At 66.4% G+C, this 20,411-nt stretch carries 21 protein-coding genes; 18 read left to right on the top strand and 3 right to left on the bottom strand.

What is annotated here, in order from left to right; genetic code table 11:
• Positions 1-201 precede the first annotated feature (201 nt).
• Entirely contained in the window at positions 202-681 is a 480-nt protein-coding gene (locus tag OG405_RS22450) for a hotdog fold domain-containing protein (RefSeq protein WP_327148433.1), read from the bottom strand.
• A gap of 537 nt (positions 682-1,218) precedes the next feature.
• On the opposite strand from OG405_RS22450, the gene rpsJ reads away from it, so the two are divergent.
• The 14 genes from rpsJ (at position 1,219) to OG405_RS22380 (ending at position 8,269) form a co-directional block, all read left to right on the top strand.
• Positions 1,219-1,524 carry a 30S ribosomal protein S10 gene (rpsJ, locus tag OG405_RS22445; RefSeq protein WP_003938093.1) on the top strand — a complete coding sequence of 102 codons (306 nt, stop codon included), beginning with the start codon at positions 1,219-1,221 and terminating at the stop codon, positions 1,522-1,524.
• Between the two features lie 14 nt (positions 1,525-1,538).
• Entirely contained in the window at positions 1,539-2,234 is a 696-nt protein-coding gene (gene rplC / locus OG405_RS22440; RefSeq protein WP_327148432.1) for a 50S ribosomal protein L3, read from the top strand.
• Positions 2,231-2,935 carry a 50S ribosomal protein L4 gene (rplD, locus tag OG405_RS22435; protein WP_327148431.1) on the top strand — a complete coding sequence of 235 codons (705 nt, stop codon included), beginning with the start codon at positions 2,231-2,233 and terminating at the stop codon, positions 2,933-2,935. The genes rplC and rplD overlap by 4 nt, the downstream gene beginning before the upstream one ends.
• On the top strand, positions 2,932-3,237 hold the full coding sequence (gene rplW, locus OG405_RS22430) for a 50S ribosomal protein L23 (protein ID WP_019045018.1): 306 nt from the start codon (positions 2,932-2,934) through the stop codon (positions 3,235-3,237). The genes rplD and rplW overlap by 4 nt, the downstream gene beginning before the upstream one ends.
• A gap of 33 nt (positions 3,238-3,270) precedes the next feature.
• Positions 3,271-4,110: a 50S ribosomal protein L2 gene (gene rplB / locus OG405_RS22425; RefSeq protein WP_327148430.1), complete on the top strand. Its 840-nt coding sequence runs from the start codon at positions 3,271-3,273 to the stop codon at positions 4,108-4,110.
• A 14-nt stretch (positions 4,111-4,124) separates the two neighbouring features.
• Entirely contained in the window at positions 4,125-4,406 is a 282-nt protein-coding gene (gene rpsS, locus OG405_RS22420) for a 30S ribosomal protein S19 (RefSeq protein WP_062999056.1), read from the top strand.
• Entirely contained in the window at positions 4,403-4,828 is a 426-nt protein-coding gene (rplV, locus tag OG405_RS22415) for a 50S ribosomal protein L22 (protein ID WP_442790592.1), read from the top strand. Before rpsS ends, rplV begins: the two co-directional genes overlap by 4 nt.
• Entirely contained in the window at positions 4,829-5,656 is an 828-nt protein-coding gene (rpsC, locus tag OG405_RS22410; RefSeq protein WP_327148429.1) for a 30S ribosomal protein S3, read from the top strand.
• Between the two features lie 3 nt (positions 5,657-5,659).
• Complete coding sequence (gene rplP / locus OG405_RS22405) at positions 5,660-6,076, top strand: 50S ribosomal protein L16 (RefSeq protein ID WP_327148428.1); 417 nt, start codon at positions 5,660-5,662, stop codon at positions 6,074-6,076.
• Positions 6,076-6,315, top strand: a complete 240-nt coding sequence (gene rpmC, locus OG405_RS22400; protein ID WP_327148427.1) for a 50S ribosomal protein L29 — start codon at positions 6,076-6,078, stop codon at positions 6,313-6,315. The genes rplP and rpmC overlap by 1 nt, the downstream gene beginning before the upstream one ends.
• Positions 6,316-6,385: 70 nt before the next feature.
• Positions 6,386-6,658, top strand: a complete 273-nt coding sequence (gene rpsQ / locus OG405_RS22395) for a 30S ribosomal protein S17 (protein ID WP_327148426.1) — start codon at positions 6,386-6,388, stop codon at positions 6,656-6,658.
• A gap of 142 nt (positions 6,659-6,800) precedes the next feature.
• Positions 6,801-7,043 (top strand): CopG family transcriptional regulator, encoded by a 243-nt coding sequence (locus OG405_RS22390; protein ID WP_327148425.1) that lies wholly within the window; start codon positions 6,801-6,803, stop codon positions 7,041-7,043.
• A complete protein-coding gene (locus OG405_RS22385) occupies positions 7,040-7,474 on the top strand; it encodes a type II toxin-antitoxin system VapC family toxin (RefSeq protein WP_327148424.1) in 435 nt (144 codons plus the stop codon). The genes OG405_RS22390 and OG405_RS22385 overlap by 4 nt, the downstream gene beginning before the upstream one ends.
• 207 nt (positions 7,475-7,681) lie before the next feature.
• On the top strand, positions 7,682-8,269 hold the full coding sequence (locus OG405_RS22380; RefSeq protein ID WP_327148423.1) for a hypothetical protein: 588 nt from the start codon (positions 7,682-7,684) through the stop codon (positions 8,267-8,269).
• Positions 8,270-8,329: 60 nt separating this feature from the next.
• On the opposite strand, the gene OG405_RS22375 is transcribed toward OG405_RS22380, so the two are convergent.
• Together OG405_RS22375 and OG405_RS22370 are read right to left on the bottom strand one after the other, a co-directional pair.
• A complete protein-coding gene (locus OG405_RS22375; RefSeq protein ID WP_327148422.1) occupies positions 8,330-9,073 on the bottom strand; it encodes a CPBP family intramembrane glutamic endopeptidase in 744 nt (247 codons plus the stop codon).
• A gap of 64 nt (positions 9,074-9,137) precedes the next feature.
• Positions 9,138-10,091 carry an RluA family pseudouridine synthase gene (locus OG405_RS22370; protein ID WP_327148421.1) on the bottom strand — a complete coding sequence of 318 codons (954 nt, stop codon included), beginning with the start codon at positions 10,089-10,091 and terminating at the stop codon, positions 9,138-9,140.
• Positions 10,092-10,446: 355 nt separating this feature from the next.
• Between OG405_RS22370 and OG405_RS22365 the strand changes: the two genes are divergently transcribed.
• From OG405_RS22365 to OG405_RS22345, 4 genes are read left to right on the top strand one after another with little or no spacing between them, the layout of a single operon-like run.
• On the top strand, positions 10,447-14,517 hold the full coding sequence (locus OG405_RS22365; protein ID WP_442790591.1) for an amino acid adenylation domain-containing protein: 4,071 nt from the start codon (positions 10,447-10,449) through the stop codon (positions 14,515-14,517).
• A complete protein-coding gene (locus OG405_RS22355) occupies positions 14,514-16,331 on the top strand; it encodes an IucA/IucC family protein (protein WP_327148420.1) in 1,818 nt (605 codons plus the stop codon). Before OG405_RS22365 ends, OG405_RS22355 begins: the two co-directional genes overlap by 4 nt.
• Positions 16,328-18,715: a penicillin acylase family protein gene (locus OG405_RS22350; RefSeq protein WP_327148419.1), complete on the top strand. Its 2,388-nt coding sequence runs from the start codon at positions 16,328-16,330 to the stop codon at positions 18,713-18,715. Before OG405_RS22355 ends, OG405_RS22350 begins: the two co-directional genes overlap by 4 nt.
• Positions 18,712-20,199, top strand: coding sequence for a condensation domain-containing protein (locus OG405_RS22345; RefSeq protein WP_327148418.1), 1,488 nt, complete (start codon positions 18,712-18,714; stop codon positions 20,197-20,199). The genes OG405_RS22350 and OG405_RS22345 overlap by 4 nt, the downstream gene beginning before the upstream one ends.
• Positions 20,200-20,411 lie beyond the last annotated feature (212 nt).

Here is a 20,411-nt window from a genome sequence, read left to right as displayed (position 1 = left end):
CTCGAGACTTGCGCTTCGCGCGTGCGCTTCGAGGCCTGAACGGCGAGACGGCCTCAACCCTTTGGGGTGTCTCGTAAGACTCGACTCATGCGGTTGCGTGGCATTCGAGGTCCTGGTCGCAGGCGGGCTCGTATGTATTGATGATCACTGGTGGCTGGGGGAGTGTCGGCGGATTCCGATCGGGTGGTGTGGCGTCTGCGGTCAGTTCTTCGGGGTGACCCAGGTTGTGATGTCCGCGTGTACTACTTCCTTGCCGGTTTTGTCGTAGATCGAAACGGGGACCGTGAGGTCCTGTCCTTCGGTGATCGTGGCGAAGTCCGGGACCGTCGTCAGTTCCGCGACCGCCCGCAGGCCTGTGGTTGCTTTTGTCAGGTATTGCACCTGCATCGCCTTGGGGATCCAGCGATGGGTGGTGGGGACTGTCGCCTCGCTCAACATCCCCATCGCGATCTCCGCGAGGTTGCAGGCCGCGATGGCGTGGAAGGTGCCCAGGTGGTTGTGCACGCCGAACCATTTCGGGGCCTTGACCTCGCACCGGCCGGGTTCCAGCCGGACCACCCGGGGCAGGACCGTGGCGAAGTACGGCACCCGGGCGACCATCGACAGGGAGAACAGGCCGTGGCCGAAGGGGTTGTCCGGCAATTTTCGCCAGCCGCGGTAGGTGCCGGTCTCGTTCGTCATACCGCTATCTTACTCATCGGTAAGATAGCGGGGGCGCGGTATGGTCGCCGCAGTGCCGGACCTCGGCCGACCCCGATTTGAAACGTCTCGGGGGGCTCGTGCATACTGTTCGGGTTGCCTTGCCCCGGGTGGCGGTTGTTTCCATGAAACAACCAGGCCGGGCGGGGTGAGTAATACCAGCGAGTACCTCACCGTTCATCGGTGTGGGTACGTCCGGGACTCAGTTCCGAAGGCCAGGATCGAAGTTTTCTTCCGGGGCCGAGGAATGAGCGGAGGGGCGACACGCCCGACCGCGTGGACCGGAGAACCATGACAGATGAACAGCGGCGCGGATCGAGGCATGCCTCGATCGTGGTCTCCACTGTGCCGGATTTTGCCCGGGCGAAGGCCCTGCGTAGTTACGCGGGCTGCCTCCTCCGGGCCTGATTCGCCCAGGCTGAGACGTCATCGTGTGTTCGGGCTGTGCAAATGAAGGTGGTACGGACGCCCTAGCCGGTATCCGGATCACGGACGAAAGCGGAGAAAAGGACACTTAGCGTGGCGGGACAGAAGATCCGCATCAGGCTCAAGGCCTATGACCACGAGGCGATCGATGCGTCTGCGCGCAAGATCGTCGAAACGGTGACCCGCACCGGGGCCCGGGTCGTCGGGCCGGTGCCGTTGCCGACCGAGAAGAACGTGTACTGCGTCATCCGTTCGCCGCACAAGTACAAGGACTCGCGCGAGCACTTCGAGATGCGTACGCACAAGCGGCTTATCGACATCCTCGACCCGACGCCGAAGACGGTGGATGCGCTCATGCGCATCGACCTGCCGGCCAGCGTCGACGTCAATATCCAGTGACGGGGACTCGAGCTATGACTGACAACAAGAATCAGCGGACGGCCGGCAGCGATGCCAAGAGCCGGCCTGCGGCCGGCATCCTGGGCACCAAACTGGGCATGACCCAGGTGTTCGACGACAAGAACCGGGTCGTCCCGGTCACCGTCGTCAAGGCCGGACCGAATGTGGTCACCCAGATCCGCACCGTCGAGCGCGACGGCTACAGCGCCGTACAGGTCGCCTTCGGTGCCATCGACCCCCGCAAGGTGAACAAGCCGGAGTCCGGTCAGTTCGCCAAAGCTGGTGTCACCCCGCGCCGGCACGTCGCGGAGATCCGCATCGCCGACGCGTCGACCTTCGAGGTCGGCCAGGAGATCTCGGCGGAGGCCTTCGAAGAGGGCGCCTACGTCGATGTGACCGGCACCAGCAAGGGCAAGGGCTTCGCGGGCACCATGAAGCGTCACGGCTTCAGTGGCCAGGGCGCCTCCCACGGTGCGCAGGCTGTGCACCGTCGCCCGGGTTCCATCGGTGGCTGCGCCACCCCCGGCCGCGTGTTCAAGGGCATGCGCATGTCGGGCCGGATGGGTAACGACCGCGTCACCACGCAGAACCTGTCGGTTCACAAGGTGGACGCCGAGAACGGCCTGCTGCTGATCAAGGGTGCGATCCCGGGTCGCAAGGGCGGCGTCGTGATCGTCAAGAGCGCCGTGAAGGGTGGTGCGCACGCATGAGCAGCTCCGCTGTGAGTACGAAAAAGGCGAGTACCGAGAAGGAATCCGCCGTCCTCACCGTGCCGGTGAAGGAACTGGGTGGTAAGACCAACGGCACCGTCGATCTCCCCGCCGAGATCTTCGACGTGACCGCCAATATCGCGCTGATGCACCAGGTGGTCGTGGCCCAGCAGGCCGCCGCTCGCCAGGGCACGCATTCCACCAAGACCCGCGGTGAAGTCCGCGGCGGTGGTAAGAAGCCGTACCGGCAGAAGGGCACCGGCCGCGCCCGCCAGGGATCGACCCGCGCCCCGCAGTTCGCCGGTGGTGGCATCGTGCACGGCCCCAAGCCGCGCGACTACAGCCAGCGCACCCCCAAGAAGATGATCCAGGCCGCCCTGCGTGGTGCGCTGTCGGATCGGGCGCGTAACGAGCGGATCCACGTGATCAGCGAACTCGTCGCGGGCCAGGACCCCTCGACCAAGACCGCGAAGACCTTCCTGTCCGAGCTCTCGGATCGTAAGAAGTTCCTCCTGGTCGTCGGCCGCGACGACGTCGCCGCCTGGAAGAGTGCCCGCAACCTGGAATACGTGCACACCATCGCACCGGACCAGCTGAACACCTACGACGTTCTGGACAGCGACGAAGTCGTGTTCAGCGTCGAGGCGCTCAACGCCTTCGTGCACGGCCCGGCAGAGGCTGCACAGGAGGAGAGCAAGTGAGCACCATCGCCGATCCGCGCGACATCCTGCTGGCGCCGGTCATCTCGGAGAAGTCCTACGGCCTGATCGAGGAAGGCACCTACACCTTCCTGGTTCACCCGGACTCCAACAAGACCCAGATCAAGATCGCGGTCGAGAAGGTCTTCGGGGTGAAGGTCACCAGCGTCAATACCGCCAACCGTCAGGGCAAGCGCAAGCGGACCCGCTTCGGTTACGGCAAGCGCAAGGACACCAAGCGCGCGCTCGTGACCATCTCGGCCGACAGCAAGCCCATCGAGATCTTCGGAGGCCCGGTCGCGTAGGCGGCGGGGAATCCAGAAAGCAGAGAAGAACTCATGGCAATCCGTAAGTACAAGCCGACTACCCCGGGCCGCCGCGGGTCGTCCGTCTCGGACTTCGCCGAGATCACCCGGACGACCCCCGAGAAGTCGCTCGTCCGCCCGCTGACCAAGAGCGGTGGCCGTAACGGCCACGGCCGGATCACCACCCGGCATCGCGGTGGCGGTCACAAGCGCGCCTACCGGCTGATCGATTTCCGCCGGCTGGACAAGGACGGCGTGCCGGCCAAGGTCGCTCATATCGAGTACGACCCCAACCGCACCGCCAATATCGCACTGCTGCACTACCTGGACGGCGAGAAGCGCTACATCATCGCGCCCAAGGGCATCGCCCAGGGCACGAAGATCGAGTCCGGTCCGACCGCGGATATCAAGCCCGGCAACAACCTGCCGCTGCGCAATATCCCGACCGGTACCACCATCCACGCGGTGGAGCTGCGCCCCGGTGGCGGGGCCAAGATGGCTCGCTCGGCCGGTGCCAGCATTCAGCTGCTGGGTAAGGAAGGCCCCTACGCCACGCTGCGTATGCCCTCCGGTGAGATCCGCCGCGTCGACGTGCGCTGCCGCGCCACCGTCGGCGAGGTCGGCAATGCCGAACAGTCGAACATCAACTGGGGCAAGGCCGGTCGTATGCGCTGGAAGGGTCGCCGTCCCACGGTCCGTGGTGTCGTCATGAACCCGGTCGACCACCCGCACGGCGGTGGTGAGGGCAAGACCTCCGGTGGTCGCCACCCGGTCTCGCCGTGGGGCCAGCCGGAAGGCCGTACCCGTAAGCCGAACCGTCCGAGTGACAAGCTCATCGTCCGTCGCCGTCGCACCGGCAAGAACAAGCGCTAAGGAGGAGGTAAGAAATGCCACGCAGCCTCAAGAAGGGCCCGTTCGTCGACGACCACCTCCAGGCGAAGGTGGACGTGCAGAACGAGAAGGGCAGCAAGCAGGTCATCAAGACCTGGTCGCGTCGTTCGACCATCACCCCCGATTTCATCGGCCACACCTTCGCCGTCCACGACGGTCGCAAGCACGTGCCGGTGTTCGTCTCGGAGAACATGGTCGGGCACAAGCTCGGTGAGTTCGCGCCGACGAGGACGTTCCGCAGCCACGTCAAGGAAGATCGGAAGAGCAAGCGGCGATGAGCGAAGCGAAGAGCCAACAAGCACTGTTGAGCGCCGAATCGAATCCGACCGCGCGCGCGACCGCCAAGCACGTGCGCGTGACCCCGATGAAGGCCCGCCGAGTGGTGGACCTGGTCCGCGGTAAGCGCGTCTCCGACGCGCTCGACCTGCTGCGCTTCGCCCCGCAGGCCGCCAGCGAACCGGTCGCCAAGGTCGTGGCCAGTGCCGCGGCGAACGCCGAGAACAACCTCGGCCTCAACCCCGACACCTTGGTCATCTCGACGGCGTATGTCGACGAGGGCGCGACCATGAAGCGTTTCCAGCCGCGGGCCCAGGGTCGCGCGTTCCGGATCCGCAAGCGCACCAGCCACATCACCATCGAGGTCGAGAGCGTCCCCACCGTCGGTGGCACTCGTGGCCGCCGGAAGGGAGGGGCAAAGTAAATGGGACAGAAAATCAACCCCCACGGCTTCCGCCTCGGTATCACCACCGACTGGAAGTCCCGTTGGTACGCCGATAAGCAGTACGCGGAGTACGTCAAGGAAGACGTCGCCATCCGCAAATTGCTGGCGAGTCCGATCCCGGTGCCGAAGGAACGTCCGGTCGAGTTGGACCGGGCCGGTATCGCGAAAGTGGAGATCGAGCGTACTCGTGACCGGGTCCGGGTCGATATCTTCACCGCGCGTCCGGGCATCGTCATCGGTCGTCGCGGCGCTTCGGCCGACCGTATTCGCTCGGAGCTGGAGAAGCTCACCGGCAAGCAGGTCCAGCTGAACATCCTCGAGGTCAAGAACCCCGAATCGGATGCCCAGCTGGTCGCCCAGGGTGTGGCCGAGCAGCTGTCCAACCGGGTGGCGTTCCGTCGTGCGATGCGTAAGGCCATCCAGTCGGCCATGCGTTCGCCGAACGTCAAGGGCATCCGCGTGCAGTGCTCGGGCCGCCTCGGTGGCGCCGAGATGTCGCGCTCGGAGTTCTACCGCGAGGGCCGTGTCCCGCTGCACACCCTGCGTGCCGATATCGATTACGGCCTGTACGAGGCCAAGACCACCTTCGGTCGTATCGGTGTCAAGGTCTGGATCTACAAGGGCGATATCGTCGGTGGCAAGCGTGAGCTGGCCGCCCCGAGCGCGCCGGCCGGGGATCGCCCGCGCCGGGAGCGCCCGAACCGCCCGCGTCGTTCCGGTTCCTCCGGCACCACCGCGACCAGCACCGAGGCCGGGCGCGCCGCTACCGCGGTGGCCGAGCCCCCGGCAGAAAAGCAGGAGGGCTGACCAATGCTGATGCCCCGCAAGGTCAAGTTCCGCAAGCAGCATCACCCGAGCCGCAGCGGTCTCGCCAAGGGCGGCACCTCGGTGACGTTCGGTGAGTTCGGTCTCCAGGCGCTGGAGCCGGCGTACGTGACCAACCGGCAGATCGAGTCGGCGCGTATCGCGATGACCCGCCACATCAAGCGTGGCGGCAAGATCTGGATCAACATCTACCCGGATCGCCCGCTCACCAAGAAGCCGGCCGAAACCCGCATGGGTTCCGGTAAGGGTTCGCCCGAGTGGTGGATCGCGAACGTCAAGCCGGGCCGCGTGATGTTCGAGATGAGTTACCCGAACGAGGAGATCGCTCGCGAGGCCCTGCGCCGCGCGATGCACAAGCTCCCGATGAAGTGCAGGATCGTGACGAGGGAGGAGCAGTTCTGATGGCAACCGGTACCCCTGCCGCAGAGCTCCGCGAGCTGACCGAAGAGGAGCTCGTCTCCCGTCTGCGCGAATCGAAGGAAGAGCTGTTCAACCTGCGCTTCCAGATGGCGACCGGTCAGCTGACCAACAATCGCCGGCTGCGTGTGGTGCGTCACGAGATCGCGCGTGTCTACACGGTCATGCGTGAGCGCGAGCTCGGTTTGGCCACCGCCCCCGCTGACAAAGGGGACGCGGCGTGATCGGTCAGCGCCTGGAGGCGGCAGCTTGCGTAACCACGGAAGGCGCCCGAGCACGCCTTAAGGAGACAGCATGAGTGAAAAGGTGGAGGAGCAGCGCAGCACCCGCAAGGTGCGGACCGGCTACGTTGTTTCCGACAAGATGCAGAAGACGATCGTCGTCGAGCTGGAAGACCGTCACCGGCACAAGCTCTACGGCAAGATCATCCGCACCACCTCCAAGGTGAAGGCGCACGACGAGAACGAGACCGCCGGTGTCGGCGATCGCGTGCAGCTGATGGAGACCCGGCCCACGTCGGCCACCAAGCGGTGGCGGCTGGTCGAGGTCCTGGAGAAGGCCAAGTAAGGTCGCTCTTCGGCTGCGAAGGTCGTAAACGTAAGGCCCGCTTCCCGGTTCGGGAAGCGGGCCTTCGTCGTTTCGGGGTTCGTTCGGTGGAGGGGTTGTTCGAGCAGCGATCCGAGCACACGTGGCTGGTACCATATATGGCATGATAAAGACGACCGTCTACCTCCCCGAGGAATTGGAGGTCCGGCTCGATGCGGAGGCCGCGGCCACCGGGGTGAGCAAGGCGGAACTCATCCGCCGCAGTATCGCGATGCTGCTGGACGCCTCCGAACGTCCACGCGACAGCGCACCACTGCCGGTCTTTCACAGCGGGCGTTCACGTGGCGTCGACGAGATGCGCGACGATATCTACCGCCAGATCAAGCAGCGGTCGGCGCGTCGGTGATCATCGTCGCCGACACCTCGGCACTGTTCGCCGCATTCGATGCCGACCAGGAGGAACACCAGCAAGCACTGTCGGTGATGGAGCACGAGACGCTGATCATCTCGCCGCTGGTGCTGACCGAGCTGGACCACCTGACTCGTCGCGATCTCGGCTTCCCCGCGGCGATGAAGATTACCGATGCGTTGCTGGCGCGAACGATCGACGGAAGTTACCGGCTCGCCGAACTGAAACACGTCGATCTGTCCACGGCGCAATCGGTCCGCGCCAAATATGAAGGGTTGCAGCTCGACCTTGCCGATGCGGTGGGTGTCGCGCTCGCCGACAAGTACAGAACCGACTGCGTCTTCACCCTCGACCAACGCGATTTCCGTGCGATCGAACCACTGACACCTGGTCTCCGCTCATTCCGGATCCTGCCCGCTGACAAGTAGTGCGCTACGTCCAGAAGTCGCGTGTGGTCGCCTTTGGGCCCGCGTCGGCCACTGAGCGATGGCGGTCAACGGTGGATCGGTCACTACCTTCTCGGCTGCCCAGCCACTCTTTCGTCCGATCTTCGTGGTGTGTCGGGGTACCCGAAATGTGATATACGGGAGGGCGGTTGACCGACCGGGGGGTACCGACGCTACGGTGTACGAGCTATGAGCGACGCTGCGACAACGATTTCGGGGGCCTGGCAGATCGAGGACGGCACAGCGGTAACCTTCCGCGATGCCGCGGTGGCCTGGGCAATGGCTGCTTACGAGGTGCTGGGCGAGACCGCGACCGAGTACGGATATTACGTCACCGTGCAGGAATTGGCCGAACGGGTGCAGGAGATGTCGGGGGTGCGTACCGACGCCCCGACCCGCACCTGGATGGACGCGATTCTGCGTAAGGTGGCGCGGCGCTGCCACAATGCGGGTGAGCCGCCGCTGACGGCGCTGTGCGTCAAACGCAATCTGAAGGTCGGCGACAGCTACAGATATGTGCTCGAACTGGCCGCGTTGCCGATTCCGGCCGATATCGAGACCCACGCCGCCTACGCCCGATGGGCCTGCTACGCGGCCTATGGCGCGGATGTCCCGGCCGACGGCGGCACGCCGCCGTTGATTCCGCGTGGCGGGAGCGCTCGGCAGGCAGCGGCCGCCCGGCAGGCAGCGGCCGAATCAAATCCCGGGGCGCGCACCGTGGTGTGTTCCAGTTGTTTCATCCAGTTGCCGGCTACCGGGGTCTGCGAGCACTGCTGACCTCGGGCCGCGTGCTCGGGCCCGTGTGGCCGGCCCGAGTACGCCGCTCACCCACCTGCTTCACGCCAGCGTCGTATGCCAGAGCAGCGCGGCGGTGAGCGCGCCGGCCCCGTTGACCGCCCAATGCAGGGCGATGGGAGCCAGCAGGCTGCCGCTGCGGTGGCGCAGCCAGGTGAATACGACGGCTGCGGCCGCGGTGGCGGCGACAGCGATCAGCACGCCGATGAACTGCCCGAGCGTCCCGCCACCGATCAGGCCGGACAGGCCGCGGTTCCCGGCGGTGAGTCCCAGGGACGAAGCGATATGCCAGAGTCCGAACAGCAGTGACCCGGCTACGAATACGCCCCGGGCGCCCCACGCCCGGTCCAGGGTGCCGTGCAGAACCCCGCGGAACGCGAGTTCCTCCGGGATCACGGTCTGCAGCGGGATCACGATCATCGAGGCGATGAGTGCGCCGGAGACGGTGGCGTAGCGGTCGGCCAGGAAGAACGGGCGGGTCAGCGGTAGCGCGGCTCCGATTATCACCGCTGCGAGCACTACCCCGATCGCGGCGAGGGCGTATTTGGTTCCGGTCCGCCAGTGCCGTGGCGAGAGGCCCAGCTCCGACCAGTGCAGGCCGCGCCGGCGCATGAGCCCGAGCAGCACCAGGGCGGCGATCGGCACGCTCACGATATTCGCCCACACGGTGGTGAAGTGGGCGATCAGGTTGGTGCAGGTGAGCACGAGTACCACGACCGCCACATCGGCGTAGGCGTGGACTCGGGGTCGCGGAGCAGCTGTTTCCTCGGTAACCGGGTAGAGCATTCGGCCCAGTGTACGGATGGGTCGAGTGGCTTCCGGACGAGCACGGAGCCGGCCCGCGGGTGTCTCAGCGAGCCGGCGCGGGCTCCCGGCCGGCGGCCCAGCCACCCGGGTCGGTCCATGCCTGGAGGGTGCGAGTGCTGTCGAAGCGCCTGTTCGCACCGGTCACCGGGTCGGTGAACTCGAGGGCGGCGGCCAGTAGTTGCAGCGGGCGGGTGAAGTCGTGGACGGACTTATCGGTGATCACCGGATAGAAATCGTCGCCGAGAATGGGGATACCCAGCGAGTTCATATGTAGTCGCAACTGGTGGGTGCGGCCGGTCGTGGGATACAGCCGGTAGCGGCCGATGTCGCCGCGCCGCTCGACCAGTTCCATCCGGGTGCGGGCGTTGGGCGGGCCGGGCACCTCCTGGGCGGCCAGGATGTTCTTCTCCTTGATGATGCGGCTCTCGAGTGCGAGCGGGAAGAGCAGGCCGCTTCGGTAACCGGCGACGGCTTCGTATTCCTTGCGCACGAGCTGCCGCTGGAACAGGGTCTGGTAGGCGCCGCGGCGGGCCGGGTCGACGATGAACAGAACCAGTCCGGCGGTGGCGCGGTCGAGGCGATGCGCGGGGACCAGGTCCGGCAGGTCGAGCTCACGCCGCAACCGCACCAGTGCGGTCTGCAGGATATGACTGCCGCGGGGAATGGTGGCCAGGAAGTGTGGTTTGTCGACGACCAGGATGGTGTCGTCGCGGTAGACGACCGGCAGGTCGAAGGGCACCGGTTTCTCGTCGGGCAGATCGCGATGGAACCAGATCGCGCCGCCGGGAACATAGGGAGCGTCCGGTGTGAGCGGTCCGTCGAGGTCGACGATCTCACCCGCGCGCAGCATTTCGTCGATCCGCGCGGGCGCGACGCGGGGAAGCCGGTGGACCAGATGGTCGCGTACGGTCGCCCAGTCGCCTTCCTCGGGCAGCCGCAATCGGGCCGGGTCCAGCCCGAACCGTTTCGGCAGCGGAGGCTGCTGCCTTCTTCTCACCGGTCGAAGCATAGTCCGCGTGCTGCGGGTGATCCGAGTGCGCGGGTGGATGCGCGGGGACGGATCGGCAGTGCGGACGTCACTGTCAGGGCTGGGAACACGCCGCCGATCGGATTTTCGCGCCGCGGCAATTCTGTTGCCGCTGCGATGAACTGCGCGTCGTCCGGCAGTGCCGGACCGACTACCTCGGTTTTCAGTTAGAGCGGATCTGTGAAGAAGCGGCGTTTCTCACAGTCCGTCCCGCTGGTCCTCGTCTCTGTGGCGGCTACGCTCTTCTTGACTTAGCCTAGCCTAAATTAACTTTGGTTAGAGTACCCTAAGTCGTCGAGGGTCCCGGTTTGCGAGAGGCGTTCTCATGGTGGTTACTCGTCCAGAGGCGAGTACTGAAATCGATGTCCGAGCGGAGGTCGGATCGGTACTGGGGATCTCACCGGAGGCTCTCGAACCCGATGCCGACCTGGTCGGACACGGCCTCGATTCGCTGCGGATGATGCGGCTGGCGGGTCAGTGGCGTAAACGAGGACGTGACGTCGACTTCGCCCGGCTCACCGCCGCGCCCACGATCCGCGCCTGGAGGGCGCTCGTCGCCGGGCCGGTCGCCGCCGCGTCCGGGGAACAAGCGCCCGGTTCCGAAACTGCCGGTGATGAAGCGATATTCGATCTCGGTACCGAGTTTCCGCTCGCGCCGATGCAGCACGCCTATTGGATCGGGCGGTCGAACAGTCACGCGTTCGGCGGTGTGGCGGCACACCTGTACATCGAATTCGACGGCGGGGAGATCGACCCGCACCGCTTCCGGTCGGCCGTGGCCGCTCTGCTGCGACGTCATCCGATGCTGCGGGTCCGGATCCTGCCCGACGGGACACAGCTCATCGGTGCCCCGCACTCGGAGGCCATCGCGGTTCACGATCTGCGTCACGAATCCCCTGATGCGGCAGCGGCGATCCTGGAGCGGAGCCGGGAGCAGGGCACACACCGCGCCCTGCCGATCGAAGACGGCGCCGTGTTGCGCGCGGAGCTGACCCTGCTGCCCGCGGGTGGTAGCCGAGTCCACCTGGATGTGGACATGATCGCGGCCGACGCGATGAGCTACCGGGTGCTCGTGGACGATCTGGCGCGAATCTATCGAGGCGAGGAACTACCGGAACTGGCGGTGACGTTCCCGGCGCTGTCGGCCCGGCGCACCGGTCGTCCCGCACGAGAAGCGGATATCGCGTGGTGGCGGGAACGGATACCGGATCTGCCCGGCCCACCGGAACTTCCGGTGAACACAGCGGCGCGCAGCGGAGACGCCGGACCCGCGACGGTCCGGTTGCACCACGCGATCGACGCGGTCGACCGCAAGCGCCTCGAGGAGCACGCGCACCGGCGTGGCGTCACGCCCGCGGCAGCGGTGGCCGCCGTGTTCGCCGAGGCGGTCGGCACACATTCGAGCAGTCCGCGTTTCCTGCTGACGGTGCCGTTGTTCGACCGCGACCCGGTACATCCCGATGTCGACCGGGTGGTAGGGGATTTCACCTCCTCGCTCATCGTCGATGTGGACCTGCGTGAACCGCAGACGTTGGCCGAACGCGCCACCAGCATGCGAACGGCCCTGCACGAGGCGGCCGCCCATGGCACTTTCGGCGGTCTCGACGTACTGCGCGAACTCAGCCGGGAGCGTGGGGAACCGGTGGTGTCGCCGGTGGTGTTCACCAGCGCGCTCGGCCTCGGCGAGCTCTTCTCCGAGGCAACGACCGAGATCCTCGGCGAGCCTTCCTGGATCGTCTCCCAAGGGCCGCAGGTACTACTGGACGCGCAGGTCACCGAGATCTCGGGGGGCCTGCTTCTCAACTGGGATGTACGGGCCTCCGACCTCGAGCTCGGAACCGCGCGGTCGATGTTCGACTACTACATCCGGCTGCTGGACCTCCTGATCGCCGGCGAATGGGACGAGCCCGCACCGGATCCGGTCTCCGACGAGGTGCGCACGCAGCGGCAATCGGTCGAAAAGCCGCTGCCCGTCACCGATTTCTCCGACGGAACCCTGCACGGTCGTATCCTCGCCGACGCGCCCCGGCGCCCCGATGCGCCGGCGATCATCGGCGAACGGCGGAGCTGGACGCACGCCGAACTCGCCGCCGAAGCCCGGCGGGTCGCCGGAGCTCTGCGAACGAGCGGGGTCACACCCGGTGACACCGTGATCATCGACCTGCCCAAGGGCGGCGACCAGATCGTGGCCGCGCTCGGAACGCTCACCGCGGGCGCCACCTATGTGCCGGTATCGCCGGTACAACCGCAGCTGCGCCGTGACCGGATCGCCGCTGTGGCAGCGCCCGCCGCGATCCTCACCGATTGCCTCGAGCGCTGGCCGGACTCGTCGAGCCACGTACTGGACATCGACGGCGCGCGCACCGCGGAACCGATCGAACCGTCGGCAGTGGACACCGGCGCACCGGCCTATGTGCTCTTCACCTCCGGATCGACCGGACTGCCGAAGGGTGTGGAAGTGCCACACCGCGCCGCGGTCGCCACGCTCACCGATCTGGCGCACCGCTACCGGTTGGGCCCGGCCGACCGGAGCCTCATGGTGTCGTCGCTGGAGTTCGATCTGTCGGTATTCGATATCTTCGGCCTGCTCGCGGTCGGCGGGGCCGTCGTGGTGCCCGGCGACGACGAGAGCACCAAGGTCGACAGCTGGGCCCGGTTGCTGCGGGAACACGCGGTGACCGTCCTCAACTGTGTGCCGTCGATCCTGGGCATGATCCTCGATATCGCGCCACTCCCGCCGAGTCTGCGGGTCGTGCTGATGGGTGGCGACAAGGTCGATGTCTCGCTGCTGCACCGGGTCGCCGAACAGCTTCCCGCCTGCCGGGTCGCCGGACTCGGCGGAACCACCGAGACCGCGATCCACTCGACGGTGTGCGAAGCGTCGGATGTTCCCGGCGGCGCGACATTCGTGCCCTACGGCGTACCACTCGACGGCGTCCGCTGCCGGGTCGTCGACGTGCTCGGCCGGGATCGCCCCGACTTCGTGCCCGGTGAACTGTGGATCGGCGGGGCCGGAGTAGCCGCCGGGTACCGGGGCGACCCGGCACGTACGGCCGATCGGTTCGTCCGGCACGACGGCCTCCGCTGGTATCGCACCGGCGATGTCGTGCGGTATCTGCCCGGCGGATTCCTGGACTTCCTGGGCCGCGCCGACCATTTGGTCAAGATCAGGGGCTACCGGATCGAACTGGGCGAGGTCGAAGCGGGTCTGCTGGGTCTGGACGCGGTGACCGGTGCGGTGGCCTGGTCGGACGGTCGCGATCTTCGGGCAGCGGTCAGCGCGACCGGTGCGGCCACGGGCGAGCGGATCCGCGAGTCACTCGCGGAAGTTCTGCCGCCGCACATGATTCCCCGGTCGGTGACGGTGCTCGACGAACTACCGCTGACATCGAACGGCAAGTACGACCGCAGAAAAGTACGCGACCTGGTCACGCCCGATCAGCGGTCCGAGTCCGTGGCGCCTCGAACCGCGCTGGAATCGGCGCTGGTCGCGCTGCTCGGGCAGATCCTGAGCACGCGTCCGCTGGGCGTCACCGATGATTTCATCGCCCTCGGCGGTGACTCCGTGCAGGCGACGGCGTTCGTCGCGCAGGTGCGGCAGTGGCTCGACGCACCGAATCTGACCGTGGCCGATATCTTCCTGCGGCGGACGATCGCGGGACTGGCGGACCGGCTGGTCGAATTGGAAGGCGCCCGGACGACCCAGGTGGCCGAAACCTTCCTCGAGGTGATGCGGCTGACCGACGAACAGGTCGAGGCGGAGGTCACCGCGGCCGCCACTCCCACCGCCCCATCGTGGCAACACCAGCTCCACTCTCGACCGATCGATATCGGCAGGGATACCGAGATCGTGCATCGCTGGCTCGTCGCGCCGAAGGCCAAATACTGGGAGATGCTGAACAGCACGCCCGCCGAGGTGGAAAAGATGATCCGGGACAGCGCGGGCCCCGGCGGATCGCAATTCGGTATGCGGATCGGCTATCTCGACGGCGAACCACAATTCCTCTTCGAGCTCTACGACCCTTCGGCGAGCGAACTGGCCGCCCCCGGCACCGGCTATACGCCCGAGGACGGCGATCTCGGAATGCATCTGCTGGTCGCCAGCAGTGAACGCCGCATTCCCGGGTTCACCGCGAACGTGATGCTGCACATCATGCGGACCGCGTTCTTCGAAGCCGGCGCGCAGCGGGTGGTCGTGGAGCCCGATGTCAGGAATCTGGAAGTACAGCGGCTCAATGCCGCAGTCGGCTTCGTGGTCGCCGGCGACTATCCGGTGGCCGGGAAAGTGGCACGACTCAGTTACTGCACCCGTGCCGATTTCGTCCGGGTGACCGATAACGGGCGGTTCGTCGCCGCCGCCGATCAGCTTCCGATTCCTGAGAAAGCAGCGCTTTGAGCAGTTCAGACTTATCCGAACACAGAGCTACCTACCGGCAGATCTACAGCACCAGGATCGCGAAGAAGATCCTGTCCGAATTCTGTCACGAACGTTTCGTACGACCGGTCGAATCGTCCCCCGGTGAGTACCTGGTCCGATCCGATGATCAGCAGACGGAGTACCGGTTCCGCGCCGAACTGTTGTCACTGGACAGTTGGAACATCGATGAGACCTCGCTGCGGCGGATCCGCGAGGGTGCGCAGTTGCCCATCGACCCGGTGCGCCTGATCGTCGACCTGAGCGGTTCGCTCGGCATTTCCCAGGACGCGCTGCCGGAGTATCTGGAGGAGTTCGTCAACACGCTCTCGATCAGCGCCGGACGCCCGGATTCCCGGCGGATCGCGGCGGTGGAACTGGCCGCCGCCGACTTCCAGACGATCGAAGCGACGATGACCGAGGGGCATCCCTGCATCGTCGCCAACGCGGGCCGGCTCGGATTCAGCGTCGACGATATCGAGCGCTACGCACCGGAATCGGGCCGGCGTTTCCGCCTGACGTGGGTGGCCGTGCTGCGAGACCACTGTGATTTCGCCGCGGTCACCGGTGTCGACTACCAGCGCCTGGTAGAAGGCGAGCTCGGGAACGAGACACTCACGCGGTTCGGCGGCGTGCTCACCGGCCTCGGCCTGGACCCGGCCGCCTACTACTACATGCCGGTGCATCCGTGGCAATGGGCGGCGAAGATCGCGCGGATCTACGCGATCGATATCGCCGAGCACAAGATCGTGAGGGTGGGCGAGGCACCGGATCTGTACCAGCCCCAGCAGTCCATCCGGACCTTGTTCAACATCACCCATCCGTCCCGGCACTACGTGAAGCTGGCGCTCTCGATCGTCAATATGGGCTTCACCAGGGGAATGTCGGCCGATTACATGCGCACCACCCCGCTGATCAACGACTGGGTCCGTGAGCTGGTGGACTCCGACGAATACCTGAGGTCGGTCGGGTTCCGGATGCTGTACGAAGTCGCGGCGATCGGCTACCGGAACCCGGAATACGCGACGATCACCCGTCCCGGTTCGGAATATCGGAAACTGCTCTCGGCGCTGTGGCGCGAGAGCCCGATCCGGCTGGTGAACGAGCGCGAACAGCTCACCACGATGGCCGCTCTCCTGCATATCGACCATCACGGTGTGCCGCTGATCGAAGCCATCATGGGCCGCGCCGATATTCCGGCGCAGGATTGGCTGCGCCGCTACCTGCGTGCCTATCTGCACCCGATCATCTATCTGCTCTACCGATACGAGCTCAAGTTCTCGCCGCACGGTGAGAACCTGATCCTCGTTCTCGACTCCGGGATCCCGGTGCGCGCCGTCCTGAAGGATATCGGCGAAGAGGTCTCCATTTTCGGTGCCGCCGAGGACGTTCCGGATTCCTGCCGCCGGGCGGTGTCCGAGGAGGCCGACGATATCCGGAACATGGGTGTGCTCTCGGATGTCTTCGACGATTTCCTGCGCCATCTCGCGGCCGTTCTCCATTCGAGTGGGCTGATCGCGGACGGGACTTTCTGGAACATCGTGGCCGAGAGCGTCGTCGAATTCCGGGACCAGCACCCGGATCTGGAAGAACGGTTCCGCAGATGGGATCTCTTCGCGCCGACCTTCCGGGCGATCCATATGAACCGGCTCCAGCTGTCGAACAATCGCCGCATGGTGAACCTGGGGGATTCGTATTCGACATTGGTCGACGCGGAACACGAACTGGTGAACCCGATCGCCGCTCATCGGCCGACCGTGGCGGGACAGCCGATCGAGGAGGTGGCGGTCTCGTGACTGCCGGCAGTGACGACGCGTTGACCATGGAGATCATCCGGGATGCCCAGGGTATTCCGCATATCGTGGCCGATTCGGCCGCGGGTGCGCTGTTCGGCCAGGGTTACGCGTGCGGTGTCGATCGGGCCTGGCAGATCGAATTCCTGCGCCTGCGCGCCGAAGGCCGCACCGCGGAGGTGTTCGGCGCCGCGGCGCTCGGCTGGGACGAGTTCGCGCGGCGCGCCCGCATCGAGGCCGCCGCCCGGCGGATCTACGAGGTTTCCTCCGCGCGTACCCGGGGCCTGATCCGGGCCTATGCCGACGGCATCAACAGCACGCTGGACACGGCTGACGCGATCGAACTGACGGAATTCGACCACCGCCCCGAGCCCTGGCAGCCGTGGACCCCCATCGCGGTGTTCATCGTGCACCACATCCTGTTCGGGCGATTCCTCACCAAGCTCTGGCGGCTGCATGCGTGCCGGTCGCTGGGCGGTGAGGCGCTGGCGCTGTTCGATTGCGAAGGTGTGGACGAGCACAGCACGGCCGTGCCCGATCGACCGGACGACGCGTTCATCGCGGAAGTACTGGCACTGACCCGCGAGCCCGCCGCGCGGCAGGGCGAAACGGCCGGTGAGTCTTTCGGCGATGCCATCTCGGGCAGTAACGCGTGGGGTGTCGCCGCCGCGCGGACCGCGACGGGAGCGCCGCTGATCGCGGGGGATCCGCATCGTTTCCTGGAGCTCCCCGGCATCTATCAGCAGTTCCAGCTGGCCGCACCGGAGTTCGACGTGGTCGGCTTCGCCTTCGCGGGTGTGCCCGGAGTTCCCCACTTCTGCCATTCCGGCACGGTGGCCTGGGGCATCACCAACGCCATGGGCGACTATCAGGACCTCTATCTCGAAAAGCTCGAACGGGTGGGGGGCGAGATCCACGCCGAGACGGTCGCGGGTACGCGACCGGCCCGGTCGTGGACCGAGGAGATCCGGGTGCGCGGTGGTGCGCCGGTCACCGTGGAGATCATCACCACCGATAACGGCTCGGTGGTGTTCGGCGGGCCGGAATCGACCTTTTCGCTGAGTTTGCGCAGCCCGCTGCTGAGCGATCCCGAGGCGACCTTCGACGCCGCGATGGACCTGCTGTTCGCGAAATCGGCAGACGATGTCGAACAGGCGCTGCGGGGGTGGACCGAACCGGCCAACCGGATCGTCATCGCCGATTCGTCCGGGCGGCTGACCCACCACGTCGTAGGGATGATGCCCGTCCGCGCGGCGGAGAACTACTGGCTGCCGGTGCCGGGCTGGGACGAGCGCTATCAGTGGCGCGGTTACGCGACCAGTTCGGTGCGCGACGAAGAGTTCGATGCCGCCGTACCCGATTTCTCGGTGATCGCCAATCAGCGGATCTCTGACGCGTTTCCGCTCCAGCCGGTCACCACCGAGTGCGCGGCGCCGTTCCGCGCAGATCGGATAGGGGCCCTGCTCGGCGACAATTCGGCGGTATCGGCCGCCGACTGCGGGCGGATCCACACGGATGTCGTGCTGGATCAGGCGGAGATGATCCAGCGCCTGCTCGATCCGCTGACGGGGTTGGGCGCCGGTGCCGCTCGTATCCGGGAGCGTCTGCTCGAATGGGATCGCGAGATGCGGGCCGACAGTACCGACGCCTATATCTACGCGGAGGTGCGTGCGCGGCTGGTCGCGGCGGTAACCCGGCACGAGGCGCTGGCCGGACTCGCCGAACCGCATCCTTTCCCGCGGGTGTTCGACCCCTGGTTCGTCGCGCGAACACGGATCGCGGCGGCGCTGGATACCGTGCTGACCCGGGCGCCGGGTCTGGGCGTGGATATCGGTGGGCTGCTCGCCGAGGCGGTAGCGGCCGTCGCGGTGCACCTCGACGAGCTCGACGCCGAGCCGACCTGGGGGAGTGCGCACGTGCTGGCTCCTATTCACGGAATGGATCTCGTCGGCGCGACTCCCGCACACCTGGAAATGTCCGCGCGGATCAGGCCGCGCCCGCAGCCGCTGGGCGGTGATGCCGAATGCGTTTTCGCCAACGGCAGTGCGGTGGGGTTCTCCCACGCGTGCAGTGTGGGTTCGGCTGCCCGCTACGTCTGGGATCTCGCCGACCGCGACAGCGGTCGATGGGTCGTACCGCTGGGTGTCAGCGGGGATCCACGTTCACCGAACTTCGAGGATCAGGCGCCGCTGTGGGCACGCGGTGAACTGATCGACATCGTCAGCGACTGGTCGGTGTTGCGGGATACCGCGTGCCGGCACGAGGTCTTCCGCCGTATCGCGGGAGCGGTCGACGATTCCGGTAGTACCGGCACGTACCGGCATATGCGAACGGTGTGCCCGGCGCCCGCGCAGTCCCCGAACGGCTCGATGCTGGGAGAAGCATGAACGAATTGACCGACACCCGGCTGGAACTGCTGAGACAGCGGCTGGCTGCCGCCGGGCACCGCACCGGAACTGCCACCGCGGATGCGCCCGCCGGCTCCCCGGCACCTACGGGCCGGCTCGGTATCGCCGAACGCCGGATGTGGAAGATCTACGAGCTCGACCCGGAATCCATCTCGCACAACATCGGGCTGATCCTGGACTTCGCCGGCCCCTACACCCCGGACACGGTGATCGCGTCCTTCGACTCGATGATCCGCGACGCCGAGGTGCTCGGTTCGGTGATCACCGTCGACGAGGACGGTTCCCCGCGCCGGGTACCGGCCCGCTGGGACGGTCGCTGGGTGGAGCCCGGGGTGGTCTGGGAGTGGGGTGCCACGCCCGAACCCGAGCACGCTCCGGCCGACGTGCCCGCACCGGGCCGCCGGGTGGGCCGGGACGAGATCCGGGCGGACGCGGCGGCTTTCGCGACCGCGCCGTTCCGGCTGGCGAAGGAACCGCCGCTGCGCGCGCGCATCTACGCGGGTGCCGATGGCGGGGTGACCGTTGTCCTGGTCGTCCACCATCTCGCCGTGGACGATACGTCCTGGTCCTTGCTGTTGGGGACCCTGGTTTCCGGCGCTCGGCCCGGAGCCTCCGCCGAGGCGAACCGCTCGCTGCCGGCGGTGGCCGCTGCCCGGCCGGAAGCGGTGGACCGTGCGGTGCGGCACGCGCTCGCGACCTGGGCTGCCGACGATATCCGGTTTCCGCTGTCCGGATCGCTACCGGAGCTCAGTGCCGCGGACAGCTGGCTCTCGCCCCTGGCCGACAGTCGCGGTGAGCGCCTGGAACACCCGATCGAACCGGCCGATATCGCGGCACTCGAAGACGTCGCGCGAGAGGTGGGCGCCACCCCGAACGCGCTGTACATCGCGGTGTGCGCGTTGAGCGTGTACGCGATCACCGGCGCCGCGGATCATGTTTTGCTGGTCCCCGCCGACAATCGCCGTGCGGGGGAGGGCCAGGGCCGGGTCGGCTACAGCGGGAACATCGTGCCGATGCGCTTCACGTTCGTACCCGGCGTGAGTGTGAAGGACGCCCTGCGGGCCGCGGTCGCTTCGGTGTACGAATCCATGGAATTCTCCTCCATCGATTACGGCACCGTCCTCACCGCGCTACGCGCAGCCGGTGGGCGCTTCCCTGTGGCCGAGATCATGGCCTCGGTGCGAAATGCGCCGCTGCGCGATATTCCGATTCCCGACGGTGCGCGCGTCACCTGCGAATCGGTGTTCAACGGCGTCGGAAATTACCCGCTGACTCTCGCCTTCGAGATAGGTGAAGACGCTCGAATTCATTTGGAGGTCGATTATCAACCCGAAGTCGTAGACGATGCGCTCGCGCGCCGTGCCACCCAGGTGGTCGCCGCGCTGGTAAAGCGAGTACCGCTGGCACTGGACATCGCAGCGGACGAATTGGTCCGAGCGGTCGGCGCGCCGCGGATCGGGTGACCGGCGGCCGGCGCCCGAGTAATCGCAGACCGGGCGGCGCTTTTCGGCCGTCGGCATCCGTAACGGTTCCCGAAAACACGCGGCGATACAGCCGGAGTGCTCGAGAATATCTCTGATCGCAGCGAAGCGGCCTGTCCGCGCATACATCCCTGCGAAATTCGACCGGGTTCGCACGAAGAGTTTCGGCATGCTCGGTGGAAAATTAATCCGTT

The organism is Nocardia sp. NBC_01329 (assembly GCF_035956715.1).
Lineage (GTDB): Bacteria > Actinomycetota > Actinomycetes > Mycobacteriales > Mycobacteriaceae > Nocardia.
The sequence above is the reverse complement of the archived record's forward strand: the minus strand, read 5'-3'. Positions and strand labels throughout refer to the sequence as shown.

Bases quoted from the DNA above. Each gene is read 5' to 3' on its own strand.
- OG405_RS22365 (WP_442790591.1), top strand. From the start codon at position 10,447: ATGGTGGTTACTCGTCCAGAGGCGAGTACTGAAATCGATGTCCGAGCG.
- rplD (WP_327148431.1), top strand. From the start codon at position 2,231: ATGAGCAGCTCCGCTGTGAGTACGAAAAAGGCGAGTACCGAGAAGGAA.
- rpsS (WP_062999056.1), top strand. From the start codon at position 4,125: ATGCCACGCAGCCTCAAGAAGGGCCCGTTCGTCGACGACCACCTCCAG.
- OG405_RS22450 (WP_327148433.1), bottom strand. From the start codon at position 681: ATGACGAACGAGACCGGCACCTACCGCGGCTGGCGAAAATTGCCGGAC.
- OG405_RS22380 (WP_327148423.1), top strand. From the start codon at position 7,682: ATGAGCGACGCTGCGACAACGATTTCGGGGGCCTGGCAGATCGAGGAC.
- rplV (WP_442790592.1), top strand. From the start codon at position 4,403: ATGAGCGAAGCGAAGAGCCAACAAGCACTGTTGAGCGCCGAATCGAAT.
- rpmC (WP_327148427.1), top strand. From the start codon at position 6,076: ATGGCAACCGGTACCCCTGCCGCAGAGCTCCGCGAGCTGACCGAAGAG.
- OG405_RS22375 (WP_327148422.1), bottom strand. From the start codon at position 9,073: ATGCTCTACCCGGTTACCGAGGAAACAGCTGCTCCGCGACCCCGAGTC.
- rplB (WP_327148430.1), top strand. From the start codon at position 3,271: ATGGCAATCCGTAAGTACAAGCCGACTACCCCGGGCCGCCGCGGGTCG.
- rplP (WP_327148428.1), top strand. From the start codon at position 5,660: ATGCTGATGCCCCGCAAGGTCAAGTTCCGCAAGCAGCATCACCCGAGC.
- rpsC (WP_327148429.1), top strand. From the start codon at position 4,829: ATGGGACAGAAAATCAACCCCCACGGCTTCCGCCTCGGTATCACCACC.
- OG405_RS22390 (WP_327148425.1), top strand. From the start codon at position 6,801: ATGATAAAGACGACCGTCTACCTCCCCGAGGAATTGGAGGTCCGGCTC.
- OG405_RS22345 (WP_327148418.1), top strand. From the start codon at position 18,712: ATGAACGAATTGACCGACACCCGGCTGGAACTGCTGAGACAGCGGCTG.
- rplC (WP_327148432.1), top strand. From the start codon at position 1,539: ATGACTGACAACAAGAATCAGCGGACGGCCGGCAGCGATGCCAAGAGC.
- rpsQ (WP_327148426.1), top strand. From the start codon at position 6,386: ATGAGTGAAAAGGTGGAGGAGCAGCGCAGCACCCGCAAGGTGCGGACC.